Source organism: Streptomyces sp. PA03-3a (assembly GCF_033792735.1).
Taxonomy (GTDB): domain Bacteria; phylum Actinomycetota; class Actinomycetes; order Streptomycetales; family Streptomycetaceae; genus Actinacidiphila.
Genome location: NZ_JARAVM010000003.1, coordinates 54,441 through 70,327, shown reverse-complemented (window position 1 = coordinate 70,327; position 15,887 = coordinate 54,441). Strand labels below are relative to the sequence as shown.

The window sequence follows — 15,887 nt, the reverse complement described above, 5'->3', positions numbered from 1 at the left end:
GGCGCCTAGGGTAAGTAGTCAAGATCAGTGACTATCAAATCTGCTCACCAAATGCGTTCGCTGCACCACCTCGTCAGGAGCTGAGGATGTCTGTCATCGAGCTGACCACGTTCGTCGTAGCGCCGGACAGGACGTCGGAGATGCTGTCGGCGCGGTCCGGCATGCTGTCGGCGTTCCGGAAGGACCGCCGGGGCTTCGTCGCCGCACGCCTCGTACGCGTCGCCGACGACACCTGGCTGGACATCGTCGAATGGACGGATGCGCTGGCCTTCGACGAGTCGCGCGCGAAGGGGGCGAACCTCCCGGAGATCGCCGCGTTCTTCGCCACCGTCGACGAACTCGTCAGCGCCGAGAACGGAGTGCGCTACGACGACGCCGCCGACGGCTTACGGGCCGTGCGGACCATCGCCTACGGGCCCGAGCCGTCCCAGGTCGGAGAGCTGTACCTGCCCGAGGGCGACGGGCCCTTCCCCGTCGTGGTGCTGGTGCACGGCGGATGGTGGACGGCCATGTTCGACCGCCGTCAGGTCGTGCCGCTCGCCGAGGACCTCGTGTCGCGCGGCTTCGCGGTCTGGAACGTGGAGTACCGCAGGATCGGTGAACCCGGTGGCGGCTGGCCGGGGACCTTCGACGACATGGCGGCGACCGTGGACGCCGTCGCGCACCTCGATCCGGCGGTCGACACCGCCCGCGTCCTGGTGGTCGGCCACTCGGCCGGCGGTCACCTGGCCGCCTGGGTCGCGCACCGCTCCGCCCAGCCGGACGGCCTGCCCGGCGCGCGTCCCAAGGTCGAACCCATCGGAGTGGTGTCGCTGGCCGGCGTGCTGGACCTGGTCGACGCTGACTCCGTGGCACTCGGCGACGGCCTGACGGATCCCGACCCCGACATCCCGCCCAACGTGCCGCCGCCCTCCCACGCCGAGGCGTGGCCGGCGGTGGCGGAGCGGGCCGGTGACGGCATCACCCGCCTGCTGCTCGGAGGGAGCGTCGCGGAACACACGGACCGGTACGCGGCGGCTTCCCCCGTCGAACTCGCCGCCGGCGGGGTCCCCGTCCCCGTCCTGATCGTCCACGGATCGGCCGACGAGGTGATCCCGCCGGCCTATGCGCAGACGTACGCGCAGGCCGCCGCGGCCAAGGGGGCGGACGTCACGCTCGTCGTGTCGCCCGGAGCGGACCACTTCGACGTGATCGACCCGGACGGACACGCCTGGGGAGTGACGCGTGCCTGGCTGGACGAGCGGCTTCGGCTGTGGAGGTCGAGCGGCGCGTAGCCCTGCGACGTCCGGTGCCGGGGCCGACGGCGGTCACGGCACCGGAGGCCCCGGCGCCGTGGGAGGAGGGAGTCAATCGCCGTACGCGGCGGAGATCTGGCCGACGAGGACGGCGAACGGCATGTCGAGGGCCTCGTACACCGCGCCGGCCTTGGGCGCGGCGTTGTCGCCGAGGATCTCGACCATGAGCGTGGCGTAGTCGCTGACGATCACGCCCGCATGCTGGAGCCGGATGAGGCCCGCCTCCCGTTTGGCGCCGGAGAACGTCCCGGACGCGTCGAGCGCCACGTAGGTGTCGTAGCCCTCCGCGGCGGCCGCGATGGCGGGGAGGGACGCGCACACCTCCAGCGAGATGCCCGTGAAGATGAGTTTGCGGCGCCCGGTGGACGTGATGCTCTCGCGCACCCGGTCGTCGTGCCAGGCGTTGACAGTGCTGCGGTCGATGACCTTGACCGTGTCGGGGAGCACGTCGGCCAGTTCACCGATCAGCGGGCCCCACAGGCTGTCCGCGGAGGTGGTGGTGACGACGGTCGGGACCTGGAGGATTTGTGCCGCCTTCGCCAAGGCCACCACATTGTGCTTGAGCTCCAGCAGATCGGTGTCCCGGACGCCGCTGTAGAGGCATACCTGGTGGTCGACGAGGACCAGCGCGCTGTTGTCGGGCGTCAGGAACTCGTGGAACTTGCTGTCCGACATGCCGCACACTCCTGCAGTCGGGGATGGAACCGTCCAAAATAGTCAAAATGAGTGACTTCTTTTGACGCTAACTCCCACCCTGCCGCGGTGCAAGCGCACACCGGGTGAAGCCGCGGCACGGCCCTGGTCGCAGACGACGCGACCCCGGCACGCGGCGGAGAGGCCGCGTGCCGGGGTCGCGTCGTCGTACGCGGCTGCCCTACCGGCCGCGTGCCACCCGGAACGAGCGGATGACGGTCTGGTCGACGGTGTTGCCCGAGGTGTCCGCGCCGGTGAGGCGGATCGAGGCGTAACCGCCGGCCGAGGGCGGTGTCAGCTTGACGAAGCCGTGGTCGCCCGCACGCCGGACGTCGAGGGTCTTCCAGCTCCTGCCGTCGTCGAAGGAGACCTGGACACCCAGCTTCCGGGTGGCCGCCGCGCCGCCCCGCTCGGCCGTCACGGTGAAGAGGTACGGGCGGCCGCCCGTGACGGTGCCCGAGGCGCCCACCGGGCCGCCGAGCCGTACGTTCATCAGCGGGAGCTCCGCCGGTTCCGGTCCGGCCGGGCGTGCCGAGGCGAAGGTCCAGGTGGCGGACGCCCTGCTGCCCAGACTCGACCAGCCGACTGTGCGGGTGCCGGAGGAGGTCAGGGTGTAGGTCGCCTTCTCGTACGGGACCGCCGTCTCGAGCCGGCCCAGGGAGTCCAGCGACGCGATCTTCTCTCCCTCGCGGTAGAGGGCCGACGAGCCCGTGGTGTCCCGGGCCTCGCCGGAGTGGGTCGGGGTGTCCGCGGCGGCCGAGGAGAACAGGCCGGGGGTGAGGGCCATCCGGTCCTCGAGGCGCACGGCCTCCACCGACCGGGCGCGCAGCGGCGCCTGGTTCCATCCCCGGCTGTAGCTGCGGCCCGGCGTGAACCGCGTGGTGCCCGCGAACTGGATCTCGTCGTAGCCCGCGGTGTCCTGCGCGCGCATGCCGAGGGTGCGGTCCCAGACGATCGCCGGGTCGTCGGTGTAGTACCGGGTCTGCCTGCCGGGGACGGGGATCTGGTTGCCGTCGACGAAGGTGATGGCGCCGTAGGTCGGGACCGGGGTGTCGATCCGTACGCCGAGCGGCTTGCCGCCCTGGTCGGCGTAGGTCTCCTCGACCCGGGCGAGGGTGCGGTCGTGGACGGGGCGGGTCAGGGTGGCGGGGACGGCGCCCTTGCTGTTGACGGCCAGGTTGTAGGCGTAGCTCCGGGCCGGCCGGCCGGCGATCCCGCGCACCGTGCCGCTCCAGCGCTGGGTGGCCAGGAACCAGAACGGGTGACTGCCGACCTTGGTGGTCGGCGTGGCGTAGACGCGGCTGCCCGGGAAGCCGAGCACGAACTTCTGGGTGCCGTACCGGCCGTCCGCGCTGATCGAGGTCGTACTGGCGAAGATGCCGTCGTTCCGGGCGCCACGCCTGTCGACGGTGAGCTCGACCGGCTTCGCCTCGCGGCCGTCGAGGACGACCGGGGTATCGGAGGTGAGGCCGACGCCGGGCCGGGAGAAGAGGACGGAGGTCTGCGCCACGGGGTCGAACTTGCTCGCGGAGATGTCGTACTCGCTCTCCGGAAGCTGCATGGACACCTTGCCGTCCGCGTCCGTGGGGAGGCTGTACTGCAGGCCGGTCCGGCTGTCGAAGGCGGAGACGCTGATGTCCGGTCCGACGGGCCTGCCGTCGAGGCCGAGGACGGTCAGCGACAGCGCGTGGGTGAGGGGTTCGGCGTAGACGCCGAAGGCGTCGCGGACGGTGGTGGCGCCGTCGTCCGTGGTGGCCACGACCGAACCGCCGTAGGCACCCGCCATCGTGTCGTCCACGGTGGCGGTGATGCCGGCGGACGCCGTGCCCCCGGCCGGGACGGTCACGGTGTCGGCCGACAGGGCGAAGGCCCCCGCGGGCGCGGCCTTGCCCCTGGGCCCGTGCGCGTCGACGGAGAGGTGGAGCGTGACGTCCTCGGCGCCGTCGTTGGCGTAGGTGACGGTGCCGGTCCGGGTGACGTCGTCGTGCGGATAGTCGGCCTTGCCCAGGCTTACGCTGCCGGAGGTGGCGCGTACGTCCTGCCCGGCGGCGCGGGCCACGTCCAGCCGGCCGGTGCCCTGGTCGTAGGCGGTCAGGCCGGGCAGGCCCTCGGCGGCGCTGGTGAGCGCCGACTTGAAGTCGGCGGCCTTCCATTGCGGGTGCTTCTGCGCGAGCAGCGCCACCGCCCCCGTGACGTGCGGGGTCGCCATCGAGGTGCCGGACGCGGTGACGTACGAGGGGCCGGCGGGGTCGCCCATGGCGGTTCCCGCGGCGCGGGCCGCGGTGATGTCCTGGCCCGGGGCGACGATGTCGGGCTTGACGGCGAAGTCCCCGATCCGCGGACCGCGGCTGGAGAAGGTGCTGAGCGCGTCCTGCTTGGTGGTGCTGCCGACGGTGAGCGCGGAGTCGGCGATGCCGGGGGAGCCCACGGTCCCGCCGAAGTAGTCGGCCGCCGGGGCGCCTTCGTTGCCTGCCGCTATCACGAAAAGGGTGCCGTGCTCGGCGGTCAGCGCGTCGACGGCCTCGGTGAGCGGGTCGCTCTGCGCGTAGGGGGCGGAGCCCAGGCTGAGGTTGACGGCTGTCGCGCCGGCCTCGGCCGCCCAGGTCATACCGTTGATGACGGCGTCGTCGGGGCAGAAGCCGTCGTCGGTGCAGACCTTGCCGATCAGCAGCTTCGCGTCGGGGGCGACGCCCCTGTACGTCCCGCCGGAGGCCGCGCCGGTGCCCGCGATGGTGGAAGCGGTGTGGGTGCCGTGTCCGTTGCCGTCCACCACCGAACCGGTGCCGGTGAAGTCCCTGGCGCGGTCGCCGCCGGCCTTGTCCGCCAGGTCGGGGTGGGTGGGGTCGTAGCCGGTGTCGAGGTCGGCGACGGTGACGCCCTTGCCCGTGACGTGCACACCGTTGGAGTCGACGCTGTCCCAGACCTCCGGGGCGCCGATGACGCGGGTGCTCTCGGCGAGGGCGACCCGGCTGACGCCGTTGAGCCACACCTTGTCCAGCGGACCGCGAAGCCCCTGCGTGCCGCTGACGAACGTCCAGAACGCGGCGGCGTCCCGCTTGGCCGGCGCCACGCTCCCTCCGTTCAGGACGTCCAGTGTCCGGGTGATCCTGGCGCCGTGCCGCAGGAGCGCGCCGCGGGCGGCGTCGGACGTGCCGCGGCGGCTGGAGTAGATCAGCCGCAGGGAGTCGCTCGAGGCGTCGTCGTACCCGGCGTCGAGCTGCTCGGTGACGTCGAACAGGCGCGGGTCGAGCTTGCCGGCGGCCAGGAGCGGTTGCGCGTCCGACGGAACCACAAAGATGTGGTGGTCGGCCCCGTGCCACTGGTGCGACACCTGGAAGCCGACGCGGGTGCGGCCGGGGCCGGGCCGCACGCCCACGCCGGGAGTGCCACTGGCGCCGCGGGTGACGGTGACCCTGTCGCCGGTGATCAGCGTGAGGGTGCGGACCGTTCCGCCTTCGGAGGACGCGGCACCGGCGTCGGGTCTGAGGGGCAGGGGGGCCGGCGACGCCTGGGCGGCGCCGGGCACGGCCCCCGCGAGCAGACCGGCGAGTGCCGGCAGCAGGGCCCATCGGGCGTGTATGCGCATGTATGAGTACCTTCGAGCCGCCCGGGAGACCTGTGCGCGGACGGCGGGCAGTTGGGGGCCCGGCGGTCGCCGGGCACCCGGGACCCGGTCCGGGAGCCGGGTGCCGCGATGCTGACGCCCCGCTCGGTTCGAACTCCGGATCGAGTCCTGGTCACGAGCGACGAGAAAAGCACATTTGATCAAGGTTGCCTAGCGGTCTGCGTCGCCGCAGGGGAATCGGCCTCCTCTCCCGGATCCGCGCTGCGGCCTGGCGGGGTGGCTGGTGGCCGACATTGACGGTGCGTCAGGTAGATGTGGATGGGCGGGCCGCGGCCCCGGCCGGTCCGAATGCCCGCATCGGACCGGCTGTTGACCGTCCTCGGTTTGGTTACTAACTTACGAACATCGCTCCGAGTTGGTTAACGAGTTTCGGCCTCCGGGGGCCGGACCTCCCCGCCGACGTGCCGAGCGACCACGGCACCTTCCCCTGACCGCCCACCGTCCACGCGACCCGGCCGGCGGCCGGCCAGGCCGGAGGCGTGCCGCACAGCGAAGCCAACTCCTCACCAACGAGGTACCCATGCGGATTCCTGTACTCGCACTCACCGCGGCGTCGGCCATGGTGGCCGCCCTCGCCCTGCCGGCCGGAGCCACGGCCGCCACGTCGGCCGCGGCCGGGACAGACGGCGGCGGCCGCCGCTTCGACCAGCCGTACGCCGGGTTCGCGCCCGCGGGCACCGTGCTGCGGCCGGCCTCTCCCCGCGCCGCCGGGCTCGACCCCGCCCCGATCGCCGCCTTCGAGGAGCAGGTCGCCGCCTGGGCGGACCCGGCGAGCGGCGCCGGCTACCTCTTCCCCGGCGCCACCAGTCTGATGGTCCACGACGGCAAGGTCGTCGAGCGCGGTGCCACCGGCTACGCGACGCGGTACTCGGCCCCGCAGACCGAGTTGCCGAAGGACCAGTGGACACCCGCGCGCACCGACACCATCTACGATCTGGCCTCGCTGTCGAAGCTGTTCACGTCCCTGGTGGCCGTACAGCAACTGGAGGCCGGAAGGATCCGGCTCGACAGCCCGGTCGCCGAGTACCTGCCCGAGTTCGCGGTGCACGGCAAGGGCGCCATCACCGTCAGGCAGTTGCTCACCCACACCTCCGGCCTCGCACCCGACCCCGAGCCGGCGCTGTGGCAGGGCTACCCCGACATCCCGTCACGGGTGAAGGCCATTCTCGACACCACGCCGGTGAACCCCGCCGGGACCACGTACACCTACTCCGACCTCAACATGCTCACGATGCAGCTGGTGCTGGAGAAGGTGACCGGCCGCAGCCTCGACACCCTCGTCCGCGAGGACATCACGCAGCCCCTGCACATGACCGACACGGGATACAACCCACCGGCCTCGAAGCTGCCGCGGATCGCCGCGACCGAGTACGAGGCCACCCCCGCACGGGGCCTGGTGCACGGTCAGGTGCACGACGAGAACGCCTGGGCCATGGGCGGCGTCGCCGGGCACGCGGGCGTCTTCTCCACCGTCGACGACCTCGCCGTACTGGCCCAGGCCATCCTCAACGGCGGCACCTACCGCGGCCACCGGGTCCTCAGCCGGCACGGTGTCTCGCTGCTGGAGGAGAACTTCAACCAGGCCTTCCCCGGCGACTCCCACGGCCTCGGCTTCGAGCTGGACCAGATCTGGTACATGAGCGGTCTGTCCGGCCCGCGCACGATGGGCCACACCGGCTTCACGGGCACCTCGCTGGTCATCGACCCCGAGTCGCGGTCGTTCGCCATCCTGCTGACCAACCGGGTCCACGCCACACGCACCACCCCCTCCACCAACGCCGCCCGCCGCGGTATCGCCGGGGCCCTCGCCCAGGCGATGCCGGTCAAGGCGCCCGGCGGCGGCCGCTCGTGGTTCTCGGGACAGGGCGGCGGTGCCACCAGCACGCTGACCACCAGTCCGCTGAACGCCTCCGGGACGGTCGACGTCGACTTCAGGTCCTTCGTGAACACCGAATCGACGGATCGCCTCCGTCTCGAGGCCAGCTCCGACGGCGGCGCGACCTGGCGGCCCGTGGCGCTGCGGGTCAGCGGTACCGGTGCTCCCGCCGACGACGTCACCTCGTTGTCCGGGCAGGCCGTACGCGCCTGGTGGCGGGTGCACGCGGAGGTCCCGAACGCGGCGTCCGGTCTGGAACTGCGCTGGCGCTACACCACCGACTCGGTCTACGAGGGGCGTGGTGTGAACCTCAGCGGGCTGCGGGTCACCGACGGGACGCACGTCCTGCTCAACGGCGACAAGCCGGGTGCCCCGCTGACCTCGGCCGGTTGGCGGGAACTCCCGGCGGGCGGCGGGCACTGACGCCCGCGCCGGGGCGCCGGCTCCACGTTGACCTGCGGCAGGGCCCTCAGTAGGTTTCCCGCGTGGTGACCGAGAACACGGCTGACGACCTGCAGGACAGCGCCCTCCTGGTGCGCATCCGCTCGCTCCTGCCCGGCCTCGCCCGGGCGGAGCAGCGGGTCGCCCGGGCGGTGCTGGACAGCCCCGCCAAGACGGCCCGCCGGAGCATCTCCGAGGCGGCCGCCGCGGCGGGCACCAGCGAGACCACGGTGATCCGGTTCTGCAAGTCGGTCGGTCTGGACGGGTATCCCGCACTGCGGATCGCGATGGCCGCCGAGGCCGCCCGGGCCGGGGCGCGCGCCGAGAGCCACCTGGGCGACGACATCACCTCCACCGACGACCTGGCCGGCATCGTCGGCAAGGTCGCCTTCGCCGACGCCCGGGCGGTGGAGGAGACCGGCGCGCAGCTGGACGTGGCGGTGCTCGGCGACGTGGTCGACGCGATGGCGGGCGCGGGACGCGTCGACGTGTACGGAGTGGGGGCGAGCGCCTTCGTGGCCGCCGACTTCCAGCAGAAGCTGCACCGGATCGGAAGGGTCGGCTTCGCCTGGAGCGACACGCAGATCATGCTGACGTCGGCGGCCGTGCTGCGCACCGGGGACGTGGCCTTCGGACTCTCCCACACCGGCGCCACCGCCGACACCGTCGAGGCACTGCGGGTGGCCCGGAGGCACGGAGCCACCACGGTGTCCCTGACCAACTTCCCCCGCTCGCCCATCACCGAGGTCTCCGATCTCGTGCTGACCACCGCGGCGCGCGAGACCACGTTCCGGTCGGGCGCGATGGCCAGCCGCATCGCGCAGCTGACGGTCATCGACTGCCTGTTCATCGGGATCGCCCAGCGGCATCCGGAACAGTCGGGGAGGGCCCTGGCGGCGACGTACGAAGCCGTCAGCGGGCAGCGTCTCGGCCCACGCCCGGCCGGAAGTAGACGGCCGAGGTGAGCCGCGTCGGGGGGGCCTGTACGCCGTCGCGCCGTCAGGTACGCGGTCGAGGATTTCGTGGCAGCCGTCGGCGGAACCGAGCGCGGCGCGGCCCCACTGCTCTACCGGACGTCCGCGCCCTGCCCGGTCGCCCCGCCCGGTGCGGAGTGCGATCGCGCATCGACGCGGACGATCGGCCTCCGACGGCGGGAGGTTTCCGCTAGCTCGACGGATCGTTGACCTTGATCGCTTCGCCCGTGTTGCTGATGAAGACGACCAGCAGTCGCGCGGGCTCCGTACGGCTGGCGTTCTCCGACAGGACATGGTGCGCGCCGGGCGGCTCGATCCAGTAGTCGCCCTGGCGGTAGGTGTGAACAGCCTCGCCGGCGAGCTGGCTGCGCACGGCACCCTTGAGCACGTAGGCGTAGACGAAGGCCTGCCCGTGGTGATGCGGGGGCGTACTCCCGTTGGGCGGATAGTCGACGACGGCCGAGGTGAACGTCTTGCCCTTCACGTTCGGAAGAGCCTGCTCGAACTGGATGGACAGCTTGTCGGGCGGCCTCGTGGACGGCTCCGAGGAGACCGCGGCGGCGGGCGCATCGCCGTCGACGTCCTTTGCCGCGGGAGCGCACGCGGCGACCGCGGCCATGGTGAGACCCACAGCGAGCAGGCCTCGACGGAACGCCATTCGGGTCATGACGGCGATCTCCTGTCCTCTTCACGTTCTCCGACGTACGGTGCGCGATCCGGTCCGGAACGACTCGACGGATTCCGGTCCGCGAATGCGTACCGCGGCGCCCGGAACCCGTCGAGGAGCCTAAAACGGAATCGGCCCGTCCGCTCGGGCTGCGGAGGCCGGCCGGAGGAGCGGATGCGTGCGGAGTGGCAGCCTCCTACCCGTTCCGGGTATGCGCGTCGTCCTCACCCGAGGACCCCGGTGCGGGCTACGCCATGACGGGGGTGCGGTGACGCCGACGTGGCCGGGTACGGCCGAGCCCCCGGGGGCGGGGCCCGGGGGCGTGAGGGCGGTCTGCCCGCCGTCCCGCGTCAGACGGTGCTGACGACCTCGTCATAGGCCAGCCGCGGGTTGCGGGCGAACCACGCGTCCGTTCCCGGGTTGCCGATGTTGACGACGGCGAGGACGGAGCGATCGCCCTCGGGGAAGAACTCCTTGTCGATCGCGGCGGCGTCGAAGCCGGTCATCGGGCCGGCGGCGAGACCTGCGGCGTGGACGCCGATGATGAAATAGCCCACCTGCAGCGCGGCGTTGAGGGCGGCCGAGCGCTCCCGGACCGTGCGCTCGGTGAAGAAGACGTCCTTCGCCTGCGGGAACTGCGGGAAGACGGTGGGCAGCTGCTCGTGGAACTCGTTGTCGGCGGCGAGCAGGGCGACGAGCGGGGCGGATTCGGTCTTCTTCCTGTTGCCCTCGGCCATGTGCCGGACCAGGCGCGCGCGGGCGTCGTCGGAACGGACCAGGACCATCCGCAGCGGCTGCTGGTTCATGGAGGTCGAACCGTACTTGACCAGGTCGTAGATCTCCTGGACCTGCTCGTCGGTGACCGGGGCGTCGGTGAAGGTGTTGGCGGTGCGCGCCTCACGGAAGAGCAGGTCCTGTGCGGCGGGGTCGAGCACGCTCGGGCAGCACCTCCCGCAGCCGGTACACCGCCTGCCGCAGGTAGCTGCGCCCGGCGGCATCGCTCCGGCCGGGGAACAGGGACTCCAGCAGCAGCGCGCGTCGTGCGGTCGCCGCCGGTCTGTTCAGCAGGAACGCCAGCAGTTCCGTGCTCTTGGCCAGGCGTGGACGGACCTCCCGCCCGTCCGCGCACAGCCGGACCACCCCGAACTCCTCGAGGATCAGCCGCGGCGAGGCGGGGGCGCTCAGTGCCACCCGCCCCGAGGACAAGGCCGCCACGAGTTCGTGCCAGGGCGACGAGAGCGAGGGCTCGGCGTCGGCCCTGCGTACGGCGACCGCCGGGACATCGTCCAGCGCCTGCAGCAGCAGATGGCGGCCGCCCCGGGCGGATGCGACACCCAGGGCCAGGTCGGCCGCGGCCTCCGCGTCACCGGCGCGCCACATCGCCTCGCTCAGGTAGACGGCCGCGGTGGGCAGTTCCAGCAGCCGGTTGCCCGTGGTCATGGCGGCGCCCGTGACGGCCAGTCGGTGGGCCGCTTCCCCGTCCCGGCCCGCCAGGAGGAGTTGCAGTCCGTGCCAGGTGCCGGCCAGTTCCCCGGGGAACGCGTACCGGGCACTGCCGTGGCGGGCCGCCTCGGTCAGCGCCCGGGTGGCGCGTGCGACGTCGCCGTCGAGCCGCAGGGCCAGTTTGGCCTCCAGCAGCAGGCTGAGAATCTCGTACACGTGTGAGCCGGTCGCCGCGACGGCCTGGCGTCCGGCTCCCAGCGCGGCCCAGGCCTCCTCATGCCGTCCGAGGTCGGCCATCAGCTCCACGTCGTCGATGGCCGTCAGCCACACCGGACGGGGTCCTTCACCAAGGGACGCGTACATCTCGCCGGCCCGGGAGATGCGTCCCGTCGCGCGGGCGCCCCCACCGTCCAGGGGGCACCGGTCGCCAGGCGCCCGGCGGAGCTGGGTCGCCCTGCAACTCGTCGAGCCTGCCGCCCATGTAGGCGATCCGCATCAGCATGACCTCGACCGGGCCCGCGGCGTCGGCCCGTAGGTCCGGAAGCGGTGTGAGGGGGGTGCCGTCCGCCAGGGACATGAGGGCCGCGGCGATGTCGCGGTGGCGGCGGGGGGCATGACGCGCAGCATCTGCCGGGCCTCGTCGGTCCTGCCCGCGTGCCAGAAGCACCACAGCAACAGCGCCAGGTCCTCGCTGCCGCCGGGCTGTCCGGGCAGCGCGCCCCACCAGAACGGCCCGTGCTCGTCGGCCAGCCGCAGCCCCCGCCAGCCCTGCTCGCGGCCGAACGCGACGCGCAGTGCGGCGGACACGAGCTCCGGGGCCGGGGGGCCGGGCGTGGGCCGCATCCGATCGAGCCAGCTCTCCGCCGTGGCCAGGTCCAGCCGGTCCAGGACACCGGCCAGGACCTGTTCGGCGGCACGCCGTGCCGCCGCCGCTTCTCCGGCCATCAGCAGTTCCGTCACGGCCTCCTCGTGACGGCCTGACGCTTCCAGCAACGTGGCGTGCCGGCGCCTGAGTTCGCGCCGGGCGTTCTCGCCCATGGCGTCGGCGCGCTTGCGCAGGTACCCGCGGAACCGTGGCAGCGGCCGCATGCGCGTGCCGTCGCGGGACCACGCCAGCGGCAGCCGGCGGTGGCGCAGGGCGGCCATGGTGCGGTCCGGGCGGGACAGCCCGAGGGCGTTCAGGCCGGAGGCCGGATCGAGGTGGGTCAGGTGCGCGACCGCAAGCGCAACCCGTCCAGGAGCCGCCGTGGCGGGCCGGCGCGCAGACACGCGCCGACCACGACGCACACGGCGGCCGCACCGTACGCGCACGTCTGAAGTGAGGTACCGGTCAGAAGCCCGCCCCCGAGGTAGAGGACCGTTCCGGCGATGGTGACCGCCAGCCACTCCCAGCGGCCGTCGAGCGCGACGAGGCCGACCACGAGCAGTGAGTACCAGGGGTAGTTGGGCGAGACCAGCAGCAGTGCCGCACCGGTCACCAGCAGGGCTCCGCGCCAGGGGCGGGCCGGGTCGCCTCGCCACCATACGTACAGGGTCAGCAGTGCGAGCAGAGCGACCGCCGCCGCTCCTGCAGCGGTGTCCGGCAGCAGCAGGCGCAGCAGCGCGAAACGGTGCACGTCGCCGGGCTCGTAGCCCTCCTCCTCCAGGTATCCGGGCAGGTAGCCCAGGACGGCGGCGCCCGACGCGGCGACGTACGGCACGTAGGCGAGCGCGACCACGGCGGCCGTCGCCGACACCGTGCGCAGGACGCGGGCCGGGCTGCGCTCCCCGGAGAGCGCGCCGGGCAGGGTCAGAAGGGGCAGCAGCTTCACGGCGACGGCGGCACCGAGCAGCGCTCCGCGCCGGGCGCCGGAGGTGGCGGTCCCGAGGGCGAGCACGGTCAGCAGGACGCCGAGGGTGTCGATGTGGGCGTTGTCGACCGCTTCGAAGGGGACGGCCGGGCACCACGCCCACAACGCGGCACGAGCCGGAGCCCGGCGGGGGTCGCCGCGCCGGCGCAGTACCGCGAGGAGGGCGACGGTCGTTGCGAACGCCAGCAGGGCGCCGCCTGCTTGGAGCGGTTTGTGGCGGCTGCCGGGCGGCGAGAGGGCATGGACGGTGACGAACCAGCCTTCGGCCACCGGCGGATAGATGGTCGGGACGTCGGGGCGGTTGATGCGGGTGCACACGCCGCTGTCCGTTCGGGTCAGTCCCCAGCCCTGGCAGGAGCCCCCGGCGGGGAACAGCCAGGCGTCACGCAGCCCGGCGAGTTCCGGCGCGGCGGGCGGATGGGCGTAGGGCGAGATTCCGGCGGCCTGGACACGGCCGTCCCAGGCGTAGCGGTACATGTCGGTGCTGGTGCGCGGCGGGGCGGCGAGCCCGGCGAGCGCCACGGCGGCGGCGCCGGCCAGGACCAGCGCGGTGGCGGCGCGCGCCGGGACCCCGCGGACGGCCCATGCAGCGGCGGCGAACAGCGTCCAGGCGACGGCGTATCCGGCCAGCAGTCGGCCGGGGTGGCTCTGGCTGTCGCCCGCGCGCAGGGTGCCGATGACGACGGCGGTCAGTGCGGCGAGAAGGACCGCGACGGCGACGGTGCGGAGTCGGGCGGGTGTCCGGTTCGCGGTCGCCGGCCGGCCGGACGGCGGGGACCCGTGCTGTGCGGCGGCTGTGTCACTCATGGCCGTCCGGGCCCTTCGGCGGCCGTGAGGCAGGCGTCGCGGTGCCCGGAACGCGGGCGGTGCAGTTCGACGAACGGGCGTCCTTCGGCGGTCCACCGGGATGCCGGTGTCCACCCCGCCGCCTCGGCGGTGCGCAGCAGGACGGCGGTGCCGACGCGGGCCCAGGGAAAAGGGCGGCCGTGCCGGCCCCGGCTGTCCTCGACTCGGACGGTCAGACGCTCCTCCTCCACACGCGGCGCGGCCTCCGCCAGGAGGCGTCCGCCGGGCGCGACCAGGGCGCGCAGGCGGGCCAGGAGGGCGAACGGGTCCCCGCCGATGCCGATGTTGCCGTCCAGCAGCAGGACGCTGCCCCAGCGGCCCTCCCCCGGAAGGCGGTCGAACACGGATCGGCGCACGGCGGAGCCCCCATGCCGCCGGGTCCGGGCCACCGCGGCGGGGCTCACGTCCACGCCGAGTGCCCGCACGCCCCGGGCGGCGAGTGCGCAGACCAGGCGTCCCGGTCCGCAGCCCACGTCCAGAACGGGGCCGGAGCAGCGGTTCAGGACGACGGTGTCGGCGGCGTCGGGCACGGCGCACCAGCGCTCCACGTCCAGCGGCAGCAGCTGATCCGCTTCCTCCGCGGTGCCGTACGGCCGCGGCGGCGGCGACAGGCGGCGCAGGAAGAGCGGGCCCCGACCGGTCCGCAGGGCGTGCGCGTAGGGGTCGTCGGACCATGGCTCGCCCGGCGGCGCGGGGATGCCGGGCGGCAGGCCCGTCGTCCGGGTCCTCCGCGGGGCCCCGTTCGGCTGCGTCCGTTCCGCGAGGACGGGATCCGGACCGCCCGCCGTGCCGCTCACCGACCCGCCCTCGCGAGCGAGTCGAGCACGGTGGCGAAGCGCGAGCCCGGCGGGCAGCACGCGGCCACCTCCGCGGCGTCGGCGGCGGTGTCCACATCACGCAGCACCGGCAGGTCGCCGACGTCGAGCCCCGCTTCGACGAGCCGGCGCCGCTGTGCCGCGCCGGTGTGGGCGGTGGACATCGGCACGCCGCGCACGAGGGCCGCGGCGCAGCCCGGATCGGCGAAGCCCAGCGCCCAGAATCCGCCGTCCTCGGCCGGACCGAACCATGCGTCGTGGCCGTCGTGTCCGGCCTCCGCGAGGAGGTCCGCGGTGAGTTGCGGGGTGTCCATGCCGAGCAGGAGGGCCGGTTCGCGGTCGCAGCAGGCGAAGGCGGCCGCGATCCGTTCGTCCAGGCCGCCGCTTTCCTGGCGTACGACCTCGAAGCCGGGCGGCAGCCATGGACCGGGAGCACCGTCGAGGACGAGGACGCGGCGCCGGGCGGGGGCCCTAAGCACCGTGTGCAGTGTGTCGGTGAGGGCGGCCTGCGCGAGTGCGGCGGCTTCCCGGGGTGTGTAGGGAGGGGTGAGCCGTGTCTTGACCCGCCCCGGGACGGGTTCCTTCGCGATGACCAGCAGTGTGAGGGCTCCCGAGGCCGGACCGCGGGCGCTCATCGTTCCGTTCCCCGTCCGGTCGCCGCGGCGGCCACCGAGTCGGCGGCCGGCGGCTCGGCGAGGACGGAACGCATGTCCCGTACCGCCTGCCACGTACCGCGCCAGGTGCCGGTGACCTTGGAGCGGCCTGTGCGCGGCCGGTAGGGGACGTCCGTCTCCGCCACCCGCCAGCCCGCGTCGGCGGCGCGGACCACCATCTGCAGGGGGTAGCCGGAGCGACGGTCCGTCAGGGCCAGGGCGAGCAGGGGCTCACGGCGCGCGGCGCGCATCGGTCCCAGGTCGTGGAGGCGCAGACCGGTGCGCCGCCGGACCATCCGGGCCAACTCCAGGTTGGCCAGCCGGGCGTGCAGGGGCCAGGCGCCGCGCGTCAGGGGCCTGCGGCGCCCCAGGACGAGGTCGGCGGTGCCGGCGAGGACGGCTCCGGCGACGGCGGGCAGCAGCGCGGGGTCGAGCGAGGCGTCGCAGTCGCAAAAGCAGACGACGTCCGCTGTCGCGGCGGTGAGGCCCGCGTGGCAGGCGGCCCCGAAACCGCGCCGCGGCTCATGGACCACGTGCGCCCCGAGGCTGCGGGCGATGTCCGCCGAACCGTCGGTGGACCCGTTGTCGACGACGATCGCGCGCCAGCCCGAGGGGATGCGTTCCAGCACCCAGGGCAGGGCCCCGGCCTCGTCGAGGCAGGGAAGTACCACGTCCACGGCGGCGGGAGGAGAAGGGGGAGTCTCGATCA

13 protein-coding genes are annotated in these 15,887 nt (G+C 73.4%); 3 read left to right on the top strand and 10 right to left on the bottom strand.

Translation table 11 applies throughout. The features are described 5' to 3' along the window. Nucleotides 1–86 precede the first annotated feature (86 nt). Complete coding sequence (locus tag PV342_RS04200) at nt 87–1,274, top strand: alpha/beta hydrolase family protein (protein WP_400806365.1); 1,188 nt, start codon at nt 87–89, stop codon at nt 1,272–1,274. Nucleotides 1,275–1,346: 72 nt separating this feature from the next. Here the strand turns inward: PV342_RS04200 and PV342_RS04195 are convergent, their stop codons facing one another. Further along, nucleotides 1,347–1,970 (bottom strand): isochorismatase family protein, encoded by a 624-nt coding sequence (locus tag PV342_RS04195; RefSeq protein WP_400806362.1) that lies wholly within the window; start codon nt 1,968–1,970, stop codon nt 1,347–1,349. A gap of 199 nt (nt 1,971–2,169) precedes the next feature. After that, a complete protein-coding gene (locus tag PV342_RS04190; RefSeq protein WP_400806360.1) occupies nt 2,170–5,574 on the bottom strand; it encodes a S8 family serine peptidase in 3,405 nt (1,134 codons plus the stop codon). A 559-nt stretch (nt 5,575–6,133) separates the two neighbouring features. On the opposite strand from PV342_RS04190, the gene PV342_RS04185 reads away from it, so the two are divergent. Both PV342_RS04185 and PV342_RS04180 read left to right on the top strand, forming a co-directional pair. After that, nucleotides 6,134–7,912, top strand: coding sequence for a serine hydrolase domain-containing protein (locus PV342_RS04185; protein ID WP_400806358.1), 1,779 nt, complete (start codon nt 6,134–6,136; stop codon nt 7,910–7,912). A 62-nt stretch (nt 7,913–7,974) separates the two neighbouring features. Next, on the top strand, nt 7,975–8,895 hold the full coding sequence (locus PV342_RS04180; protein WP_400806357.1) for a MurR/RpiR family transcriptional regulator: 921 nt from the start codon (nt 7,975–7,977) through the stop codon (nt 8,893–8,895). A 199-nt stretch (nt 8,896–9,094) separates the two neighbouring features. On the opposite strand, the gene PV342_RS04175 is transcribed toward PV342_RS04180, so the two are convergent. The 8 genes from PV342_RS04175 to PV342_RS04140 form a co-directional block, all read right to left on the bottom strand. Continuing rightward, on the bottom strand, nt 9,095–9,571 hold the full coding sequence (locus tag PV342_RS04175) for a cupin domain-containing protein (protein WP_400806355.1): 477 nt from the start codon (nt 9,569–9,571) through the stop codon (nt 9,095–9,097). Between the two features lie 350 nt (nt 9,572–9,921). Beyond that, nucleotides 9,922–10,506: a malonic semialdehyde reductase gene (locus tag PV342_RS04170; protein WP_400806353.1), complete on the bottom strand. Its 585-nt coding sequence runs from the start codon at nt 10,504–10,506 to the stop codon at nt 9,922–9,924. Then, complete coding sequence (locus tag PV342_RS04165; RefSeq protein WP_400806352.1) at nt 10,469–11,344, bottom strand: AfsR/SARP family transcriptional regulator; 876 nt, start codon at nt 11,342–11,344, stop codon at nt 10,469–10,471. Before PV342_RS04165 ends, PV342_RS04170 begins: the two co-directional genes overlap by 38 nt. 165 nt (nt 11,345–11,509) lie before the next feature. Further along, nucleotides 11,510–12,160, bottom strand: coding sequence for a hypothetical protein (locus tag PV342_RS04160; RefSeq protein WP_500315828.1), 651 nt, complete (start codon nt 12,158–12,160; stop codon nt 11,510–11,512). Nucleotides 12,161–12,219: 59 nt separating this feature from the next. Continuing rightward, nucleotides 12,220–13,671, bottom strand: coding sequence for a glycosyltransferase family 87 protein (locus PV342_RS04155; RefSeq protein WP_500315827.1), 1,452 nt, complete (start codon nt 13,669–13,671; stop codon nt 12,220–12,222). Beyond that, a complete protein-coding gene (locus tag PV342_RS04150) occupies nt 13,668–14,507 on the bottom strand; it encodes a methyltransferase domain-containing protein (protein WP_500315826.1) in 840 nt (279 codons plus the stop codon). Before PV342_RS04150 ends, PV342_RS04155 begins: the two co-directional genes overlap by 4 nt. Next, nucleotides 14,504–15,160, bottom strand: coding sequence for a TIGR04282 family arsenosugar biosynthesis glycosyltransferase (locus PV342_RS04145; protein ID WP_400806345.1), 657 nt, complete (start codon nt 15,158–15,160; stop codon nt 14,504–14,506). Before PV342_RS04145 ends, PV342_RS04150 begins: the two co-directional genes overlap by 4 nt. Beyond that, nucleotides 15,157–15,885 carry a glycosyltransferase family 2 protein gene (locus PV342_RS04140; protein WP_386992814.1) on the bottom strand — a complete coding sequence of 243 codons (729 nt, stop codon included), beginning with the start codon at nt 15,883–15,885 and terminating at the stop codon, nt 15,157–15,159. Before PV342_RS04140 ends, PV342_RS04145 begins: the two co-directional genes overlap by 4 nt. Between the last annotated feature and the right edge of the window lie 2 nt (nt 15,886–15,887).

What these genes read in the sequence shown, in the direction of transcription:
- PV342_RS04200 (WP_400806365.1), top strand. Translation starts at nt 87, where the DNA reads ATGTCTGTCATCGAGCTGACCACGTTCGTCGTAGCGCCGGACAGGACG.
- PV342_RS04195 (WP_400806362.1), bottom strand. Translation starts at nt 1,970, where the DNA reads ATGTCGGACAGCAAGTTCCACGAGTTCCTGACGCCCGACAACAGCGCG.
- PV342_RS04190 (WP_400806360.1), bottom strand. Translation starts at nt 5,574, where the DNA reads ATGCGCATACACGCCCGATGGGCCCTGCTGCCGGCACTCGCCGGTCTG.
- PV342_RS04185 (WP_400806358.1), top strand. Translation starts at nt 6,134, where the DNA reads ATGCGGATTCCTGTACTCGCACTCACCGCGGCGTCGGCCATGGTGGCC.
- PV342_RS04175 (WP_400806355.1), bottom strand. Translation starts at nt 9,571, where the DNA reads ATGACCCGAATGGCGTTCCGTCGAGGCCTGCTCGCTGTGGGTCTCACC.
- PV342_RS04160 (WP_500315828.1), bottom strand. Translation starts at nt 12,160, where the DNA reads ATGGCCGCCCTGCGCCACCGCCGGCTGCCGCTGGCGTGGTCCCGCGAC.
- PV342_RS04155 (WP_500315827.1), bottom strand. Translation starts at nt 13,671, where the DNA reads ATGAGTGACACAGCCGCCGCACAGCACGGGTCCCCGCCGTCCGGCCGG.
- PV342_RS04145 (WP_400806345.1), bottom strand. Translation starts at nt 15,160, where the DNA reads ATGAGCGCCCGCGGTCCGGCCTCGGGAGCCCTCACACTGCTGGTCATC.